This window comes from Nocardia vinacea NBRC 16497, from assembly GCF_000308835.1.
GTDB lineage: Bacteria > Actinomycetota > Actinomycetes > Mycobacteriales > Mycobacteriaceae > Nocardia > Nocardia vinacea.
The window spans coordinates 74102-92195 of the sequence record NZ_BAGN01000428.1 but is presented as its reverse complement, the minus strand read 5'-3'; the positions used below and the strand labels follow the sequence as shown (position 1 = coordinate 92195).

Sequence of the window (18094 nt, the reverse complement as noted above, 5' to 3'; positions counted from 1 at the left end):
GACGGAGGATCCCCGGCAACTGCTCACCCTGCACGGCTGGGCGGCCTCATTGGAGGCCGGTCCCGAAATGGCCTCCGCATTCGGCCCGCTGCTGGCGTTCAGCCCGGCATTCCTGAGTGGACTCGGCCATGCGGGTCTGGCGCAATTGCGCGCCACGAAACCCGAACCCGGAACGCTGCGGCAGATCGAGGTGAACCTCGAAGTGGACATCCGGGACGAGCTGAGCGGTGTCGTCGCACCGACATTGGTATGTGCGGCGGCACTCGGCCCGCTCATTGCCGAGCACACCGACATCCCGGCGGGCGTGCTCAATATCGTCACCTCCGATGACCACACCCTGGGGGCGCGGCTGGTCGAGGATCCGCGGGTCGACATGATCACCTTCACCGGATCGACCCAAACGGGGCGATCGGTGATGGCGGGTGCGTCGGCCTCCCTCAAGCGCACGTTCCTCGAGCTCGGCGGCAAATCTGCCGCCATCGTCCTCGACGACGCCGACATCGCGGGCGCCGCGAGCTATACCGCGTTCTCGGTCGCCCTGCACGCCGGACAAGGCTGCGCGTTGACCACTCGCATGCTGGTGCCGCGCGCGGCCTACGACGAGGCGGTCGCCGCGGCGGCCAAAGCGCTGTCCGGCATCCGGGCCGACGATCCGACCAAGCCCGGGACCGTGTGTGGGCCTTTGATTTCCGCACGCCAGCGCGATCGGGTGGAGCGCTATCTCGACATCGCCCGCGCCGAGGGCGGGCGCATCGTGGTCGGGGGCGGTCGGCCGTCAGGCAAAGACCGGGGCTTCTTCGTCGAGCCGACGCTCATCGCCGGGCTCGGCAACACCGCCACCGTCGCCCAGGAGGAAATCTTCGGTCCGGTGCTCGTCGTGATTCCGTACGACGGTGACGCCGATGCGATCCGGCTGGCCAACGAATCGCCCTACGGTCTTTCCGGTTCGGTGTGGGGCGCCGATCCCGAACGCGTCGACCGGGTGGTCTCTGGCGTGCGCACCGGGACGCTGAGTGTGAACGGCGGGCTCTGGTACCACGCGGACGCGCCGTTCGGCGGCTACAAGCAATCCGGCATCGGCCGGGAGATGGGCGTCGCGGGCTTCGAGGAATACCTCGAAACCAAATTGATCGCCACCCCTGCCTGAACTCACCGACATCCAGCACGAGGAGCTGAACACACATGGCACGTTTCACCGGTCGCACCGCGATCGTCACCGGCGCGGCACAGGGCATCGGCGCGGCGTACGCCAAAGCGCTTGCCGCGGAAGGCGCGAACGTCGTCGTCGCCGACCTCAACGCCGAGCGCGGCGAGGAGGTCGCAAAGCAGATCACCGCCGACGGCGGCACCGCGGCCTTCCAGCGCGTCGACGTCTCCGATCCCGAATCCGCCACCGCGCTCGCGGAATTCACTGTCGCCCAGTTCGGGGCCGTCAATCATCTGGTCAACAATGCCGCCATCTACGGCGACATGAAGCTCGACCTGCTGCTCACCGTGCCCTGGGACTACTACAAGAAGTTCATGGGCGTGAATCTCGACGGCGCGCTCAATGTGACGCGCGCGGTGTGGCAGCCCATGGTCGCCGCGGGCGGCGGGTCAATCGTCAACCAGTCCTCTACGGCCGCCTGGCTGTACTCGGGCTTCTACGGTCTGGCCAAGGTCGGCATCAACGGCCTCACCCAGCAGCTCGCCACCGAGCTGGGTGGTTCGAAGATTCGCGTCAATGCCATCGCGCCCGGGCCGATCGACACCGAGGCCACCCAAACCGTCACCCCCGGGAACATCGTGAAGGACATGGTGTCTCGCATTCCGATCAAGCGCATGGGTACGCCAGAGGATCTAGTGGGCGCCTGCCTGTACCTGCTCTCCGACGACGCGGGCTGGGTCACCGGTCAGATCCTCAATGTCGACGGCGGGCAGATCATCCGATGACGACCGAATCCTCCAGCCTCCCCGTGGGATTCATCGGGCTGGGCAATATGGGCGCGCCGATGGCCAAGCGGCTGTTGGAATGGCCCGGCGGACTCACCGTCTGCGACGTCCGGCCCGAGGCGAACCTGCCGTTCACCGAGGCCGGTGCTCGCTCAGCCGCCGACCCGGCCGCGCTGGCGACGAAGGCGCGGGTGATCTGCGTGACCGTCATCGACGACGCACAGGTCATCGACGTCGTCACGGGCCCAGCCGGCATTCTGAACACCGCCGCGGCGGGCACCGTCATAGCCGTACATTCGACGATAAGCGACCGGACCGCGGAGAACCTCGCCGCCGTCTGCGCCGACCGCGCCGTCGAATTCGTCGACGCTCCCGTCAGTGGCGGCGCGACGGCCGCCACCCACGGCGGCCTGGCCGTCATGGTCGGCGGCAGTGATGCCGCGGTGGAGCGCGTCCGAGCGCCGTTCGGCTGTTTCTCGGATCTGATCGTGCACGCCGGTGCGGTTGGTGCGGGGACACGAATGAAGCTGGCGCGCAATCTTCTTCACTTCGTCGCGTTCACCGCGGCCACCGAGGCACAGCGACTGGCGGAGGCGGCCGGGCTCAACATCTCCGAACTCGGCGAGGTAGTACGGCACTCCGATGCCGTGACCGGAGGACCGGGCGCGATCATGCTGCGCGACACCACTGCGCCCATCGACCCGAACGACTTCTGGTTTCCCATTCTCGGCCACGTACGCAACCTCGGCGAGAAGGACCTGTCCCTCGCGCTCGAACTGGGCGACCGGCTCGCGGTACCACTGCCGCTGGCGCAACTCGCCCTGGGGCGACTTGCCGAGGGGCTCGGCGTCGGAGTGACGCTGCTCGACAAGGAGGCATCATGACTAGTGAAAATGCCAACGACGACAATAGTATCCGGCAGCGTGGACTGGCCAAGATGGGTGAAGTGTACGGCTGGGACTTCGCTGACGGCCCCGGCGACCTATTCGGTGTCACCGCGGATCATCTGTTCGCCGAAATCTGGTCTCGTCCCGCGCTGACGGTGCGGGACCGGCGGCTGCTACTGCTCGGAGCGCTCAGTGCGCAAGGACTGTTCGACGTCGCCGAGATCCAGCTCGGCGCGGCGCTACGCAATGGTGAACTCGCCGAGGAGCAATTGCGTGAGGTCGCGCTGTTCCTGTGTCACTACATCGGATGGGCGCCGGGCACCAAGCTCGACAACGCGGTCGGTGCGGTGCTGGCGCAGGAACGCCGCAAGCAATCGTGAGTGAGCCGGGCGTGAATCATATTGAACCCGAAGCGAGAGGGGCGCAGCCGACCATGTTTGACGCGAATGACCCACAGCCACAACGGGTATCGGATGTCTCCGAGTGGAGCGCCCGCGCGGATGTCGTCATCGCCGGTTACGGCATCGCCGGAGTCTGCGCGGCGATCGAAGCCGCTCGATGCGGCGCCGACGTCCTGATTCTGGAACGCACCGGAGGCTGGGGCGGGGCCGCGGCCCTTGCCGGTGGCTTCGTGTACCTGGGAGGCGGCACGCCGCTGCAGCGGGCGCTCGGATTCGACGACAGCGCGGAGAACATGGAGCGATTCCTGCTGGCCGCCGTCGGTCCCAACGCCGATCCGGCCAAGATCGCCGACTACTGCCGGGGCAGTGTCGATCACTACCACTGGCTCGTCGACTGCGGGGTCAGGTTCAAGGAGGAGTTCTGGGGCGAGCCCGGCTGGGAACCACCTCACGACGAGGGCCTCATGTACTCCGGCGGAGAGAACGCCGCACCGTTCAACACGGTCGCGACGCCCGCGCCCCGCGGTCACGTTCCGCAGATGCAGAACAAGCGTACCGGGGAGAAGGGCGGCGGCTACATGCTGATGAAGCCGCTGGTCGAGACCGCTGAAAAGCTCGGCGTCCGAGTGGAATACGACACCCGAATCCAGCGGCTGATCGTCGACGACGACCGGCGGGTGGTCGGCGTGGTCGCCCGCCGCTACGGTCAAGACCTCACGGTCGCCGCGGACCGCGGTGTCGTGCTTGCCACGGGAAGTTTCGCCTACAACGAGGAGATGGTCGCCGCGTATGCCCCGCGCCTGATCGGACGCCCGGCCGCCGCGATCGAGGAGCACGACGGCATCGGCATCCGGGTGGCACAGGTGGTGGGCGGGCAGGTGCAGGCCATGGACGCCACCGAGGTCGCCTTCTTCGGCGATCCGCAGATGCTCGCCCGCGGCATCGTCGTCAACGGCCGCGGACAGCGCTATATCGCCGAGGACACCTATCCGGGCCGGATCGGGCAGGCCACCCTGATCGAGCAGGACAATCAGGCCTTTCTGATCATCGACGACGAGGGGCATGAAGCGGCGCTGAAAACGGTGACCTCGACGCCGTTCTTCCGGCAGCAGCCAACCTGGGTCGCGGAATCGGTCGCCGAACTAGAAGCCGAGATTGGGCTTTCCGAAAACGCTCTGCAGGAAACGGTCTCGTACTACAACGAACACGCCGCCAAGGGCACCGATCCGCTGCTGGGCAAGAAGCCGGAATGGCTGAAGCCGATCGGGTCCCCGGTGGCAGCGTTCGACATGCGCGGGTTCACCGCGGGATTCCCGCTCGGTGGACTGCAGACCGATCTCGACGCGCGGGTCCTGGACGAATCGGGTGAACCGATTCCGGGCCTCTACGCGGCGGGCCGCTGTACGGCGGGCATCTGCACCGGCGGCTACGCCAGCGGCGCCTCACTGGGTGACGGCAGCTTCTATGGGCGTCGCGCCGGCCGGGCGGCCGCTCGCCGATGACCAAAATGAACACGAAAGAGGTAGCGCCCGTATGCGATTCGGAATAGTAATGTTCACCAGCGACCGCGGCATCACACCCGCGGACGCTGCCAAGGCCGCCGAAGAGCGCGGCTTCCGGTCGCTGTTCGTACCGGAACACACCCACATCCCGGTCAAACGCGAAGCCGCACATCCCTCGACCGGCGATGCCTCCTTGCCCGACGACCGCTACACCCGCACCCTGGACCCCTGGGTGTCGCTGGCCATGGCGGCAGCGGTGACCGAACGGATCGAACTGTCCACCGCCGTAGCCCTGCCGGTTGAGCACGACCCGATCACGCTGGCCAAAACCATCGCGACGCTCGATCACCTTTCCGGCGGCCGCGTCACCCTCGGGGCCGGATTCGGCTGGAACACGGACGAACTCACCGATCATGGGGTACCGCCGAACAAGCGGCGCACCGTATTGCGCGAGTACGTCGAGGCCATGCGGGAGCTGTGGACCCGGGAGGAAGCGAGCTACGACGGCCAGTACGTGAGCTTCGGTGCCAGCTGGGCCTGGCCCAAGCCGCTGCAATCCCACATCCCGGTGCTCATCGGGGCCGCCGGCACCGAGAAGACCTTCCAGTGGATCGCACGCAGCGGTGATGGCTGGATCACCACCCCGACCGAGACCGACATCTCCGCCAGACTCGAACTGTTGCACAAGATCTGGGCCGATGCCGGCCGATCGGGACGCCCCCGGGTCGTCGCGCTGGACTTCAAACCGGATCCGGACAAGCTCGCGCGCTGGTCCGCCGAGGGGGTCACCGATGTGCTCTACGGGCTCCCGGATCGATCCACCGAAGAAGTCCTGCACTATCTCGATCGCCTGAGCGCGAAGCTGACCGCCTTGGATCTGCCATAGCCGCCTGTGACGTACTGACAAGTCCATGTCGCCTGTGTGGAACACGCGGCAGTGAGGAGCGGAGATGTCCGAAGACCAGCTACTTGCCGGCCGTGGGGCCGTTGTCGTGGGCAGCGGCAGCGGCATCGGCCTGGCCGTCGCGAGTGAACTGGCTGCCCACGGCGCGGGCGTCGTGGTCAATTCGCGCAGTGAAACGGCGGTGGGCCGAGCGACCGAAACCATTGCCCGCAGCGGTGGAAGGGTGCTGGGCATAGCGGGTTCCGCAGCGGACGAGGTCGTCGCCGAACGGCTGGTCTCGACCTGCGAGTCAGCCTACGGTGGAATCGATATCCTGGTGAACTGCGCGGGAATCGCCGAATCGTTCGGATCTTCCATACTGACCGTGACCACCGCGGAGTGGCGCGAGCTTCTCGATTCGCACCTGACGACGGTCTTCAACACCTGCCGCGCGGCGGTGCCACTGATGGCGGCGCGGGGTGCCGGTTCGATCATCAATACCGGATCGTTCGCCTACCTCGGTGATTACGGGGGTACCGGCTATCCCGCCGGCAAGGGCGCGGTCGCGAGCCTGACCATGGCGATGGCCGCGGAACTGAAGGACTCCGGTGTTCGAGTGAATGCCATCTGCCCAGGGGCGAAGACTCAGCTGTCCTCCGGCCCCGATTACGAAGCGCATATTCGTCAGTTGCATCGGCGGGGTCTGCTCGATGAGTTGAGCATGCGCGGATCGCTGGACGCACCGCCACCGGAATACGCCGCTGCGCTCTACCTCTATCTGGCCTGCGATGTCGCTCGTGCCGTGACCGGTGAGATCTTCATTGCCGCAGGCGGATTCGTCGGCAGGTTCGAACGCCCGGTGACGACGCCGCTGGGTTACCGCGACCATGCGCACGAGCAGCCGTGGTCGGTGGAGGATCTGAACCACATGATCGGCCGGCGTTGATGCGGTACGAGGTATCGGCTACGTGCATCGAGAAGGCACTTCGAGGACGAGGTAATCAATTATGAGCGAATCGTCGTTCAAGCGGTCCCGGCGTGGGGCTGCGACCGATGCTGACTATGTCGTTGTGGGCGCCGGTAGCGCGGGGGCGATCGTTGCCGGCCGGCTGGCTGAGGGTGGCGCCAGTGTGATCCTGCTGGAGGCTGGGCGCAGGGACAACACGCGGTTGGTCAGCATGCCGGGATCCGTTGCGATGGTTCATACGGTTCCGCAGTTGAAAAAGCGGGTGACCTGGAAGCAGTATTCGACCCTGCAGAAATACGCGAACGGCAGGAAGATCCCGATGACCCGTGGCAAGGTCCTCGGTGGATCCAGCTCGGTCAACGGAATGCTGTTCGTGCGGGGCAATAAGGCCAACTTCGACTCCTGGGCCGCCGAGGGCTGCGCAGGCTGGAGCTATGCGGAGGTGCTGTCTGCGTATAAGCGTCTGGAGAATTGGGAAGAAGGGGCCAGCGAGCTTCGCGGCGCCGATGGTCCCATCGAGGTGACGCGGCAGCAGAATCTGACTCCGATCGCTCGACAATTCGTAGAAGCGGCCACCGCTACCTTCGGAGTCTCTGAGATCGCGGACTACAACGGCGAATCGCAGGAAGGCATCAGCACTTTCCAGCAGAGTGTGCGCCACGGCCTGCGCTACAGCTCCGCCCGCGGCTATATCACCGACCGGCCGAACCCGAATCTGACGGTCGTGACCGGCGCCCATGTGGCCCGGATCGTCATCGCCAACGGCCGGGCAACCGGCGTCGAGGTGATTGACAACAAGGGCCGTTACCAGATTCGGGCCGGCAAGGAAGTTGTCGTGTCCGGCGGCGTCATCGGTTCACCGCAGATTCTGATGCTGTCGGGTATCGGCCCGGAGAGGCATCTGCGTGAGCTCGGCATCGAGGTGCACGCGGACCTGCCGGTCGGGCAGAATCTGCACGATCACCTGTTCGTGCCGATGACGTTCGTGTCCAAGAAGGCCGTGCACCGCAGCACCCTGACTCATTTCGCGCCGGCGATCCTGCGTGAGTTCTACCACCCGGGCAGTTCCTGGTTCGGCCGCACCATGTTCGAGATGGTCGGATTCGTGAAAACCTCCTTCGCTCAGGACATCCCGGACCTGCAAATACACACGCTGCCGTGGGCGTATCCGGTGCCGAATCAGGACGAGGACAAACTTCACACGGTGGACCGGCGAGCGTCGCTGACGATCTTTCCCACCCTGATATACCCGAAGAGCCGGGGCGAATTGAGGTTGGCGTCGGCCGATCCGCTCGATTCCCCGCTCATCGATCCGGGCTATCTGACAGACCCTGCCGATACGGAGTTCCTTATCGAGGGATTGCGGATGATTCGAGAGGCGATGGCACACAAGGCGATTGCCGATGATCTCATCGAGGAGTTCACGCCCGGCCCGGCCTACCAAGACGAGACGGCATTGCGGCGGGAGTTGCCCAACCGGGTGCACTCGGTCTATCACCCGGTCGGCACGTGCCGGATGGGGGTTGACGAGCGCGCGGTGGTGGACCCGCAATTGCGGGTGCGTGGGATCGAGGGGCTACGTGTCGCCGATGCCTCGATCATGCCCAGCATCACGGGCGGAAATACCAACGCGCCGTCGTACATGATCGGCGAGAAGTGCGCTGAATTCATCACCGCTCCTTAGGGTCCAGCGCCGCGATGCGCGGCGGGCTCTACCAGCCGCTGGGTAGTGTCGTGAAGTCGGGTTCTCTGCCTTCGGCGAATGCTGCGAGTGCCTCATTGTTGGCGGGCCCGCCCATTAGTTCGACAAAGCTGTTGTTTTCGCGTTCGCGTGCGGCGGCGATCTCTTGGCGCAAGGGTGCGGTCATGCAGCGTTTGACTGCGATGAGGCTCGATATGGGTTGCGCGGCAAGGATTTCGGCGTGATTTCGGGTGGTTTCGAGGAGGTCGTCGGGTTCGCAGACCTGCCACGCCAGCCCCATGTGGTGTGCTTGTGTGGCGGTTATCCATTGCGAGGACAGCAGTATCCATGCCGCGTTCTGACGTCCGAGCAATTGCGGGAACAAGTAGGACGATCCGGCTTCGGGGGCGACTCCCAGGCTGGTGAACGGGCACTTGAGACAGGCGGTGGAGGCGATGAACGACAGGTCGGCGAAGCCGAGAATTGTGGCACCGATACCGAGTCCGAGCCCGTTGACCGCGCAGATGAGCGGTTTGGGGAAGGCGGTCAAAGCGTCGATGAGACCGAGGAATCCGTGTTTTCCCGCGACGAAGTCCGGGTTGGCGACGCGTTCGGCCATTTCGTTGAGATCGGTTCCCGCGCTGAATGCACGGCCGTTGCCGGTGAGCACGACGACGGCGACGGAGGGGTCGTCGGCAGCATCGTGGAGTGCTTCGGTGAGCGCGTCGTAGAGCGCTTCGTTGAAGGCGTTGAGCGAGTCGGGCCGGTCGAGGGTCAGCCAGCGCACGCGTCGGCTTGTGCGGGTCTGCAGAGTCATTGGGACACAACGCTTCCTGTGATCAGCGGCAGGTCGAGAGCGGTGCGGATGCCGGCGGGGGCGGCAACGACGGCGGGGATTGCGTTGACGATCCGGCCGGCCGCTGCCACGATCGCGGCGTGATTGTGGTCGCCGTGGCGGCTGGTGGGGCAGATGTCGACGGTGTAGGAGGGTTCGCCGACGATCTCGACTCGGTAGGACCCGCCGGGCTGCGCCGGCTGCGGCCAGTCGGGCCGCAGGTCTCCCCGCAGCCGGGTGGTGTGCTCGACGACGATGACGGGTCGTCCTTTCACCAGGCCGCGGATCTCGAAACGTATCGCGGCGACCGATCCCTCGGGGATATGTCCGGCTGCGATGTCGAAGCTCTTCGGCGCCGGTTCGCGTTCGTAGGAATCGGTGATTTCGTCGACAGTGATTCCCAAACCTGCTGCGAGTTGTCGGATCGTCGTACCCCAGGCCATACCCAGCACGCCCGGCTGCAGGAGCATGGGGACCTCGTCGAGGGGTTTGCCGAATCCCATAACGTCGAACATGACCGTCGCGCCGTCGTAGGTTGCGTAGTCGGCGATTTCCGAGCAGCGCACCTGTTCGATGTGCTGGCAGGTGCCGGCGAAGGCGAGGGGGATCAGGTCGTTGGCGAAACCGGGATCGATTCCGGTGATGAACACACTGGTCTTGCCCGCGAGCGCGGCCTCTTCGATGGGGGCGAAGTACTTGTCGGGCAGCACCTGCCAGGGGTATTGCAGCAGTCCGGGAGCGGAACCGACGATGTTGACACCAGCGGCGAGGATGCTGCGGCAGTCCTCCAGTGCTTCTACCAGCCGGGTGTCGCCCATGGCGCAATAGACCGCGCATTCGGGCTGAAGGGCGAGAACGGTTTCGAGGCTATCGGTGGCCTCGATGCCGGTGGTGATGTTCAGGCCTGCGAGCTCACCGGCATCCTTGCCGATTTTCTCCTTTGCCGATACGCACACTCCCACCAGTTCGAACTGCGGGTTGGTGAGCAGGCCGGCCAGCGCGAGTCGGCCGACATTGCCGGTGCCGATGTGCACGACACGGATGGGCATGTTTTCTCCTCGTGTGAACCCACGGCTGTCGCCGAGGGGCGGGTCAGCTGCGCGCAGCCGCGACCATCTCGGCTACCCGGGTGAACTTCATCCGCGGCCGTCCGGCCGCGGCGCCGGCGGCTTTCTCGGCGCGGTCGATCGCGGTCCACCCGTCGCGGTCGACGATGTCGGGGCAACGCTGATCAATCAACGCCGCCAACGCTTCTCGGTCCTGCCCTGGCGCGCTCAGTTGTCCGGACATGAAGTCGTCGACCAGGGCGCTCACCGTCTGCTCGGCGTCACCGCGGTTGCTGCCGATGACGCCACGCGGGCCGCGTTTTATCCACCCGGCCACATAGGTGCCCGGGGTCGGCGTACCAGCATCGACTACGCGTCCGTGATCATTGGGGACGACGCCGGCGGCCTCGTCGAACGGGACATCAGGGATGGGCTTCCCGCGGTAGCCGATGGCGCGCAAAACCAGTGAGGTCTCGATGGTTTCGACTTCCGCCGTCGGCCTCGCGACCAGACCGTCCGGGGTCGGGTGCATTTCGTTGCGCACGCAGTCGATGCTCCTGACCCGGTCAGGGCCGGATAATGCCGCGGGCGAGGTGAGGAATCGGAAGACGATGCGCTTGTCCGCACTTCGATCACGCTTGGCGTAGTCGGTGGCCAGGTCGAGTTTGAGACGCAGCGCGGAATCGGTGGTCGGATCATCGAGCGCCGCACGGACGCCGTCGTCGATATCGGTGGGATCGATGACGATCGCGGTATCGGGCAGGTCGCTCAAGGCCAGAAATTCCGGTCCCGAAAACGAGGCGTTCGCCAGTGGGCGTCGGCCGAGGAGAACGACCTCGCGAATGTTGCTGCGGCGCAGCGCCTCGATGGCATGAACGGCGATGTCGGTGGCCGCGAGCTGGTCGGGATCGGTGGTGAGAATCCGCGCCGCATCCAAAGCGACGTTGCCGTTGCCGACGATGACCGCTCGTTCTCCCGAGAAGTCGAATTCGTAGTCGGCGGAGTCGGGGTGCCCGTTGTACCAGGCGACGAATTCGGTGGCCGACCAGCACCCGGGCAGATCCTCGCCCGGCACGCCCAGCTGGCGGTCGCTGGACGCTCCGACCGCATAGATCACCGCGTGGCAGTGTGCCAACAGCTCGGCGTGCGAGATGTCCCTGCCTACTTCGACATTCAGGTGGAATCGCACCGCATCGCGTTTGAAGGCCGCGGCGAACATGTCGGTGACCCGTCGGGTCTCGAAGTGGTCGGGCGCCACACCGTAGCGGGCAAGCCCCCACGGTGCCGGAAGTCGATCGAACATCTCGATCTCGACGTTGCCGCGGCTGAGCAGATTCTCCGCGGCGTAGCACGCGGCAGGTCCGGTGCCGACGATCGCCACCCGAAGCGTTTCGAGATCCCGGGGCAGCCGCTGTGGCGGGTCGGCGGAGGAGACGGTTGTGTCCAGCGGATTCTGCGCGAAATACGCGGCATTTATCTCGGCATACCGCGCAAGCCGAGTCGGAAGGTCGTCGTCGGCGTAGATCGCATCCACCGGGCACGCTTCCACGCACGCACCGCAATCGATGCAGGTGCCGGGATCGATGTGCAGCATTTCCGCGGTAGCGAATTCAGGGTCTTCCGGACGCGGGCGAATGCAGTCGACAGGACATTCGGTGACGCAGCTGGCGTCGTTGCAGCACCGTTGTGTGATGACGTAAGCCATGGCTCTCCGATAGATCCGACGCCTTCACCACTGTGACGCGCCTCAGTAGCCGGGTTGCCCGGCCTGGACAGCGCATTCGTACGGGTGCGTCGGCGTTCATGTGTTTGGAGCTCTGCCCGGACACAGAGCTGGACATATGTATGGACAGTACTATGGCGGCATTGCAGTGACAACAGGCACCCCGGTGTCGTCGTGCGCTCGACGTTGGAGTTCTGGCAGTTCAGCCGGTTCGAAGTGCGGATCGACAGCGGCCGCGAAGGCGTGAATGCGGCTATCGCGCCCGAGTCCGCCGCCGGCTCGTGTGGTTCCGGGGCCGGTGCTGGATGATCTGCCCGGTATCCGACAAGATTGTCTAGTCATACACAGTGAACTGATGTGTATGATTATGTCTCGACAGTCAGGGCTACAGACAGTGAACAGAAACTCGTTCGATCTTCGCGGCGGCCCTGGCGGCGGCACGGTCATCCGGCGGGCAGTCATCTGCCCGCTGAGCGCGTCATGTGCGAAGGCCGTGCCGATATCGCCGTAGATCAGGAGGTGCATCGTGGCACAGCAATTACTACCCGCAGGTCTGGATTTCGCTGATCCCGACCTGTGGGCCGACAGAACGCCGGTCCAGGAATTCGCCCTGTTGCGGCGCACCGCACCGGTGTGGTGGAACGCGCAGAGCGACGAGATGAGCGCCCCCTACCGCGACGGCGGTTTCTGGGTCGTCAGCCGGCATGAAGACATCCGCGAGATTTCCCGGAAGCCGGATCTGTTCTCCTCCAACGCCAATGGCGCGATTATCCGCTTCCCCGGCGACGTGGAACCCGAGGCGTTCGAGATGACCAAGACCATGCTGATCAACATGGACCCCCCCAAGCACAGCCGGGTCCGCCGGATCATCTCGAAGGGTTTCACCCCGCGTGCCGTCGAGAGCCTGCGCATAGCGCTGACCGAACGGGCCGAGGCGATCGTGCACGCGGCCAAGAAAACCGGCGGCGGAGACTTCGTGGAGCAGGTCGCCTGCGAGCTGCCGTTGCAGGCGATCGCCGAACTACTCGGAGTGCCTCAGGCAGATCGGGGCAAGCTGTTCGATTGGTCGAACCAGATGCTCAATTTCGATGATCCGGAGTACGGCGACCCGGTCGCCGCTACCGCGGAGGTCCTCGGTTACGCATGGCAGATGGCCGAGGCCCGCCGGGAGTGTCCGATGGACGATATCGTTTCCCAACTGGTCACCGCCGATGTCGACGGCGAGTCGCTGACATCGGAAGAGTTCGGATTCTTCGTGATCCTGCTGACCGTGGCAGGTAACGAGACGACCCGCAACGCCACAACTCATGGCATGAAGGCATTCGTCGACCATCCCGAGCAATGGGAGCTCTACCAGCAGCAGCGACCACGCACAGCACCGGACGAAATCGTCCGCTGGGCCACCCCGGTCACCGCATTCCAGCGTACCGCCACCGAGGACGTGGAACTCGCGGGGCAATCGATCCAACGCGGCCAGCGGGTGGCAATGTTCTACAGCTCTGCCAATTTCGACGAGGAAGCCTTCGACGATCCCTTCACCTTCGACATTCTGCGCGACCCCAATCCGCACCTCGGATTCGGCGGCACGGGTGCCCACTACTGCGTCGGCGCCAACCTTGCTCGTTTGCAGCTGGATCTCGTGTTCAACGCAATTGCCGACGTGATGCCGAACCTGCAGCAGGTCACCGAGCCGCAGCGCCTGCGATCGAGCTTCATCAACGGCATCAAACACTGGGATGTCCGCTACCAGTGAGCGCGAACCCGAACCGAGGAGAGCCTCATGGCTATCGTCCGCCCACTCCCTGACTCCGTCGACGGTCACCGTCGCCTCGCGCTGGACAGCCCGATAGATCGACAGCCGATTGACGAGATCGAAGTCGGTACTACCGAGGACGTCGAACGTGTCGTGGCGAAAGCCCGTGTTGCACAGCCTGATTGGGCCGCGCTGAGTGTGCGTGAGCGCGCGAGGATCGTGCGTTCAGCGGTGCAGATACTCGTCGATTGCCGCGAGGAGATCATCGGCACTGTCTGTGCCGAGACCGGCAAGCCGCGGATCGAGGCGCTGATGGTGGAGATTGTTCCCGCCTGCGACTTCCTCAATTACTGGAGTCGATACGCCCACCGGGTTCTGCGGCCGCATCGGCAACGATTGCACGGCTCACTTCGCCCACTGAAAAAGCTCTACATCCATCACCAACCGCTGGGTGTCGTCGGGGTGATCACGCCGTGGAACGCACCGTTCGTGCTGTCGCTCAACCCGGTCGTGCAGGCACTGCTGGCGGGCAACACCGTCATCCTCAAGCCTTCGGAGGTGACGCCGCGATCGGGCGAATGGGTAGCGCGTATCTTGCACAAAGCGGGCGTGCCCGACGATGTGGTCCAAGTGCTGCACGGTGACGGCGAAACCGGCGCAGCGCTGGTCGACGCCGACATCGACAAGGTGTGTTTCACCGGAAGTGTCGGCACCGGGCGCAAGATCGCGGCCTCATGCGCGCCCCGGCTGGTGCCCTGCACCCTGGAATTGGGCGGCAAGGACGCCATGATCGTCTGCGCGGACGCAGACCTCGAACGCGCCGCGGCTGGCGCTGTCTATCTGTCGATGTTCAATACCGGCCAGGTGTGCATGAGCATCGAGCGGGTCTACGTCGTCGACAGCGTCGCTGACGAATTCATTCGGCGGGTAACCCAACGCGCCGCCGCCGTCACCTACGGTGCCGGCGACGCCGATATGGGGCCCTTGTTCTGGGATCGCCAGCTCGACGTCGTCACCCGGCATATCGACGACGCCAAGGCCAAGGGCGCCGATATCGCTGTCGGCGGTGCGCCCGTAGCCGGGAACGGTCTGTACTTCCAGCCCACTGTCGTCGTCGGCGCGACCCACGCTATGCAACTCATGACCGAGGAAACCTTCGGTCCGGTAGTGGCGATCACCCGCGTTCGCGACGAAGACGAGGCGATCCGCCTCGCTAACGACAGCCATTACGGTCTGAGCGGTTCGGTGTTCACCAAAGACAGCGACAAGGCGCGTCGAATCGCTGCGCGGCTCACCACAGGATCAGTTGTCCACAATGACGCGGCAGTGATCTACGGGGTACCCGAAGCGCCGTTCGGCGGGCGCAAAGACAGTGGCGTCGGCCATGTCAACGGAACAGACGCACTGCGCGGATACACCCAGCCCCAGCCGATACTGCTCGATCGCTGGCAGACCGAGCGCGGCAGCGTCTGGTATCCCTACTCGCAGAAGACGATCCAAAGCCTGGAGGCGGTGGTCAAGTACGGCTTCGGTACCAAGCTGGGACGGTGGCTCACGTCCTGATGACGCGCCGTGCGGAGCAGTGCGATCCAGCAATGAGGCGAATGTGCGGCCGAAAGGCTGAGGAGGGCAGTGGGGTTCGATTCCAGTGACATGAATGACCGCGGGACCGCCCATGGGTGGGAATCGCGAAGAGATGCACATATGGCGTTCCCGATCGGTTCGGAGAGTCAGGGTACCAGGCACAGGGTCCCGACTGCTGCCACCTCGGTCCCGCACACTGGTGATATGAGTCGACGACCGGCATGGAACGGATCGCCTCCACGCGATGACGCCGAGGCCAGGGAACGCATTATCGACGCAGCGATGCGGTGTATCGACAGACACGGTGCGCGCAAGGCGACTCTGTCCGATGTGGCGGCCGAGCTCGGGGTGATCCGGCAGACGGTCTATCGCCACTTCTCCAGCACCGAGGACCTGTTCGCAGCGGTGGGGTACGCCGCGGCCGATGGGTATCTCGATCGGCTGCTTGCTCATCTCGCAGGGATCACCGATCCTGCGGATCTGGCTGTCGAGGCTATCGCCTACACAGTTGAACGCGTCCCGCACGACCGATACCTCGGTCTTTTGCTGTCGACGGGCCGGCCGGCAACGTTCTCCCGGGTCGCGATGGGCGAGGCCGCCTTCGAGGCATGCCGCACGGTGCTCGACCGCTCCGACGTCGACTGGGCCGCATCCGGATACACCGGGGATTCGCTGACCGAAATGATCGAATACCTGCTGCGGATCCTGCTGTCATTCGCCGTCGACCCGATGTCTGGTAGTCGAGCCGGTGCCGAATTGCGTCGGTTTCTACGTCGATGGATAGCGCCGAGTATCGGCGTTGCTTCGCAGGTGGCCCCGGCCGCCGTAGATGAGCCTGCGAGCCAAGGAGGACACGTAATCACGGCGAACTCTTGACATCGTCGGCCCGCCACGAGTGCGACCAGTCCGGGCAAGGCGGATTGGGTACACATCGAAATTGTCGGGGCGGGAATATCGTCATGTCATTTGTTGCCGGGCAAGACGCTCGCGCGGGGTGCCCGATCGATGCGTCTGTTCTGTTCGGGTGGTGTCTGCACGATTGACTGTGGGGCCCGGGGGAGCAGGTGGCCCGCACCAGCGGGGGGTAAACGGAGCTGATCACTTTGCGGGGGAGGATTTCGCGGTCACTGCGAGTTCGTCTGGTGGGAGAAATTGTCGTGGCTGCTCCGGATTGTCCCGCTCGTGACAGCGATCTTCGCGGGTCGTTTCGTGGGACCGGAAGGTCGCGGCATCGCTGAGTGTCCGGCTGATGGTGGAGCGGCTCTTGTTCAGTTCGGTGGCGATGCGGGTGGGATTCCAGCCGTCGAGATGGTGATGGGCGAGTGCTCTGGCGACTGGGTGGACGTATGCTCGATCCCATCGCGGCCCAAGCCGGATTGGTTGACGCCACCGAAAGGGGCTACGGCATTGGAGATTACCGCCGGTGTTTGGTCCATGAGCCTGAACTCGAGGCGGTCGCCGACACGGCAGCGCACCCGCTGCGGATGCGTACGCCGAGATCATCGGCACGCAGCCCGAGTGTAATTGGCTGACCCGAGCGTCTTCATTGCGACGCAAGGCCTATGGATCGCCACCCAGGGAATATCGAAATCAGCTGCTGAGATCCGCGGCGTCGGTATCGATCTCAGCGCGTTGATTTCCCTGTCTGGGCGCTCCGGCGCGCAGACCGTCCATGACGAGGTCCAGGAGCCGAGCGGTCTTGGCTTGCCAGTCTCCGCGGGTATCGATCTGCCAGAGGCCGGCGATGGAGAGGATGAAGTCGTCGGCGGTCACCCCGGGACGGATGGTGCCTGCCTCGTGATTGGCCGCGAGCAGAGTCTCGATCGTCTCGACTACTCGTGCGTATCCCGGCTGTGCTGGGGCGTCGGTCGTGCCGATGAACCGACGCATGGCATCCGACAAACCGACCTTGGTGACGGCGAAGCGGGCGAGCCGCTCCATCCATTCACGCAGGGCCTGGTCGGGCACCCGGTTATCGAGCAATTCTGTCGCAGCATCGGTGAGTGGTTGCACCTCATGGCGGTAAATCTCCAGAACGAGCGCTTCACGGTTGGGGAAGTTGCGGTAGAACCTGCCTTGCCCGACCCTGCCTTTTTGGCGATCGAACTCAGCGGGGCATCCGCGTCGCGCGACAACTCGGCCAGCGCCACCGCCAGGATTCGCTCGCGATTGCGCTGTGCATCCGAGCGTTGCGGTCCGTCGTTCCCGGACTTCATTTCGCTCCAACCAGGTTTGGAGCCACAACCTCGCACGGCACCGTCCGAGAACCGGACATCAGTCCGATTAGCTCCACAATAGCGTCGGCTACTGCCGGGGACCGCTCGTGGCCACCCTTGTCGGCAGCGGTGCGCAGCACGCGGATTCGAGGCCGCCACCGGATCGGTCACCGGTGACTGTGTGGGCTCACTCTTGTGTCATGCGAGGTTGGAGAGATCTTCCGGGGTGAGGGTGATCGCCCCGGCAATGTTCTCGGCCAGATGGGGGGAGACCCGGTGCCGGGGATGGCGAGGGTGACGGGGGAGGAGGCGAGGAGCCAGGCCAGGGCGATCTGCGCGACGGTGGCGCCGTGCCGTTGGGCGGCCATGGCCATGCGGTTACCGGTGAGGTCGATCGTGCCGCCACCGAGCGGGAAGAACGGCACAAAGGCAATACAGGCTTCCTCACAAGCCCTCAGGAGCTCGGTGTCGTCGCGTTTCCCAGCGTGGAAATGGCTCTGCACGGCCGCGACGGGCGCGATTGCCCGGGCCTCCGCGAGCTGGTCGGTGTCGACGTTGCTGAGGCCGTGGTCTGCTGCAGTCCGCCCTCTGGGGTCTGCGCCGGGCCGACCTTGGTGGCGACGACCATGTCGGTCGGGTAGGGGTGAAGGTCTCGCGGATCGGGGCATTTGCGCTGACGGTGCC

Annotated in this window: 16 protein-coding genes; 11 read left to right on the top strand and 5 right to left on the bottom strand. The window is 65.0% G+C overall.

Annotated elements, in window-relative coordinates; all coding sequences use genetic code 11:
* The 8 genes from ON44_RS45665 to ON44_RS45630 form a co-directional block, all read left to right on the top strand.
* Positions 1–1147 (top strand): aldehyde dehydrogenase family protein (locus ON44_RS45665; RefSeq protein ID WP_218007790.1); only part of this gene is annotated, 1147 nt, incomplete at its 5' end.
* 35 nt (positions 1148–1182) lie between these two features.
* Positions 1183–1932, top strand: a complete 750-nt coding sequence (locus ON44_RS45660) for an SDR family oxidoreductase (protein ID WP_040701692.1) — start codon at positions 1183–1185, stop codon at positions 1930–1932.
* Positions 1929–2816 (top strand): NAD(P)-dependent oxidoreductase, encoded by an 888-nt coding sequence (locus ON44_RS45655; protein WP_040701691.1) that lies wholly within the window; start codon positions 1929–1931, stop codon positions 2814–2816. Before ON44_RS45660 ends, ON44_RS45655 begins: the two co-directional genes overlap by 4 nt.
* Positions 2813–3199 (top strand): carboxymuconolactone decarboxylase family protein, encoded by a 387-nt coding sequence (locus tag ON44_RS45650; RefSeq protein ID WP_040701690.1) that lies wholly within the window; start codon positions 2813–2815, stop codon positions 3197–3199. The genes ON44_RS45655 and ON44_RS45650 overlap by 4 nt, the downstream gene beginning before the upstream one ends.
* 53 nt (positions 3200–3252) lie before the next feature.
* The gene (locus ON44_RS45645; RefSeq protein WP_040701689.1) at positions 3253–4722 is read left to right on the top strand and encodes an FAD-dependent oxidoreductase; all 1470 of its coding nucleotides are present in this window, start codon (positions 3253–3255) and stop codon (positions 4720–4722) included.
* A 31-nt stretch (positions 4723–4753) separates the two neighbouring features.
* Entirely contained in the window at positions 4754–5608 is an 855-nt protein-coding gene (locus ON44_RS45640; RefSeq protein WP_040701719.1) for an LLM class F420-dependent oxidoreductase, read from the top strand.
* A gap of 64 nt (positions 5609–5672) precedes the next feature.
* Positions 5673–6551 (top strand): SDR family NAD(P)-dependent oxidoreductase, encoded by an 879-nt coding sequence (locus ON44_RS45635; RefSeq protein WP_051183425.1) that lies wholly within the window; start codon positions 5673–5675, stop codon positions 6549–6551.
* Between the two features lie 61 nt (positions 6552–6612).
* The gene (locus ON44_RS45630; RefSeq protein ID WP_040701687.1) at positions 6613–8256 is read left to right on the top strand and encodes a GMC family oxidoreductase; all 1644 of its coding nucleotides are present in this window, start codon (positions 6613–6615) and stop codon (positions 8254–8256) included.
* A gap of 28 nt (positions 8257–8284) precedes the next feature.
* Here ON44_RS45630 and ON44_RS45625 read toward each other — a convergent pair whose 3' ends face one another.
* Genes ON44_RS45625 through ON44_RS45615 form a run of 3 tightly spaced genes read right to left on the bottom strand, consistent with a single transcriptional unit; the run spans position 8285 to position 11839 of the window.
* A complete protein-coding gene (locus ON44_RS45625) occupies positions 8285–9070 on the bottom strand; it encodes an enoyl-CoA hydratase/isomerase family protein (RefSeq protein ID WP_040701686.1) in 786 nt (261 codons plus the stop codon).
* Positions 9067–10137: an NAD(P)H-dependent amine dehydrogenase family protein gene (locus ON44_RS45620; protein WP_040701685.1), complete on the bottom strand. Its 1071-nt coding sequence runs from the start codon at positions 10135–10137 to the stop codon at positions 9067–9069. The genes ON44_RS45625 and ON44_RS45620 overlap by 4 nt, the downstream gene beginning before the upstream one ends.
* Positions 10138–10180: 43 nt before the next feature.
* On the bottom strand, positions 10181–11839 hold the full coding sequence (locus ON44_RS45615) for an FAD-dependent oxidoreductase (protein WP_040701684.1): 1659 nt from the start codon (positions 11837–11839) through the stop codon (positions 10181–10183).
* A 544-nt stretch (positions 11840–12383) separates the two neighbouring features.
* On the opposite strand from ON44_RS45615, the gene ON44_RS45610 reads away from it, so the two are divergent.
* From ON44_RS45610 to ON44_RS45600, 3 genes are all read left to right on the top strand, one after another.
* Positions 12384–13610 carry a cytochrome P450 gene (locus tag ON44_RS45610; protein WP_040701683.1) on the top strand — a complete coding sequence of 409 codons (1227 nt, stop codon included), beginning with the start codon at positions 12384–12386 and terminating at the stop codon, positions 13608–13610.
* Between the two features lie 27 nt (positions 13611–13637).
* A complete protein-coding gene (locus tag ON44_RS45605; protein ID WP_040701682.1) occupies positions 13638–15173 on the top strand; it encodes an aldehyde dehydrogenase family protein in 1536 nt (511 codons plus the stop codon).
* A 225-nt stretch (positions 15174–15398) separates the two neighbouring features.
* On the top strand, positions 15399–16070 hold the full coding sequence (locus ON44_RS45600) for a TetR/AcrR family transcriptional regulator (RefSeq protein WP_051183424.1): 672 nt from the start codon (positions 15399–15401) through the stop codon (positions 16068–16070).
* A gap of 714 nt (positions 16071–16784) precedes the next feature.
* Here the strand turns inward: ON44_RS45600 and ON44_RS45595 are convergent.
* Together ON44_RS45595 and ON44_RS54370 are read right to left on the bottom strand one after the other, a co-directional pair.
* Entirely contained in the window at positions 16785–17207 is a 423-nt protein-coding gene (locus tag ON44_RS45595) for an SbtR family transcriptional regulator (protein ID WP_218007789.1), read from the bottom strand.
* A gap of 370 nt (positions 17208–17577) precedes the next feature.
* Positions 17578–18078, bottom strand: a complete 501-nt coding sequence (locus ON44_RS54370) for an aldo/keto reductase (protein ID WP_218007788.1) — start codon at positions 18076–18078, stop codon at positions 17578–17580.
* Between the last annotated feature and the right edge of the window lie 16 nt (positions 18079–18094).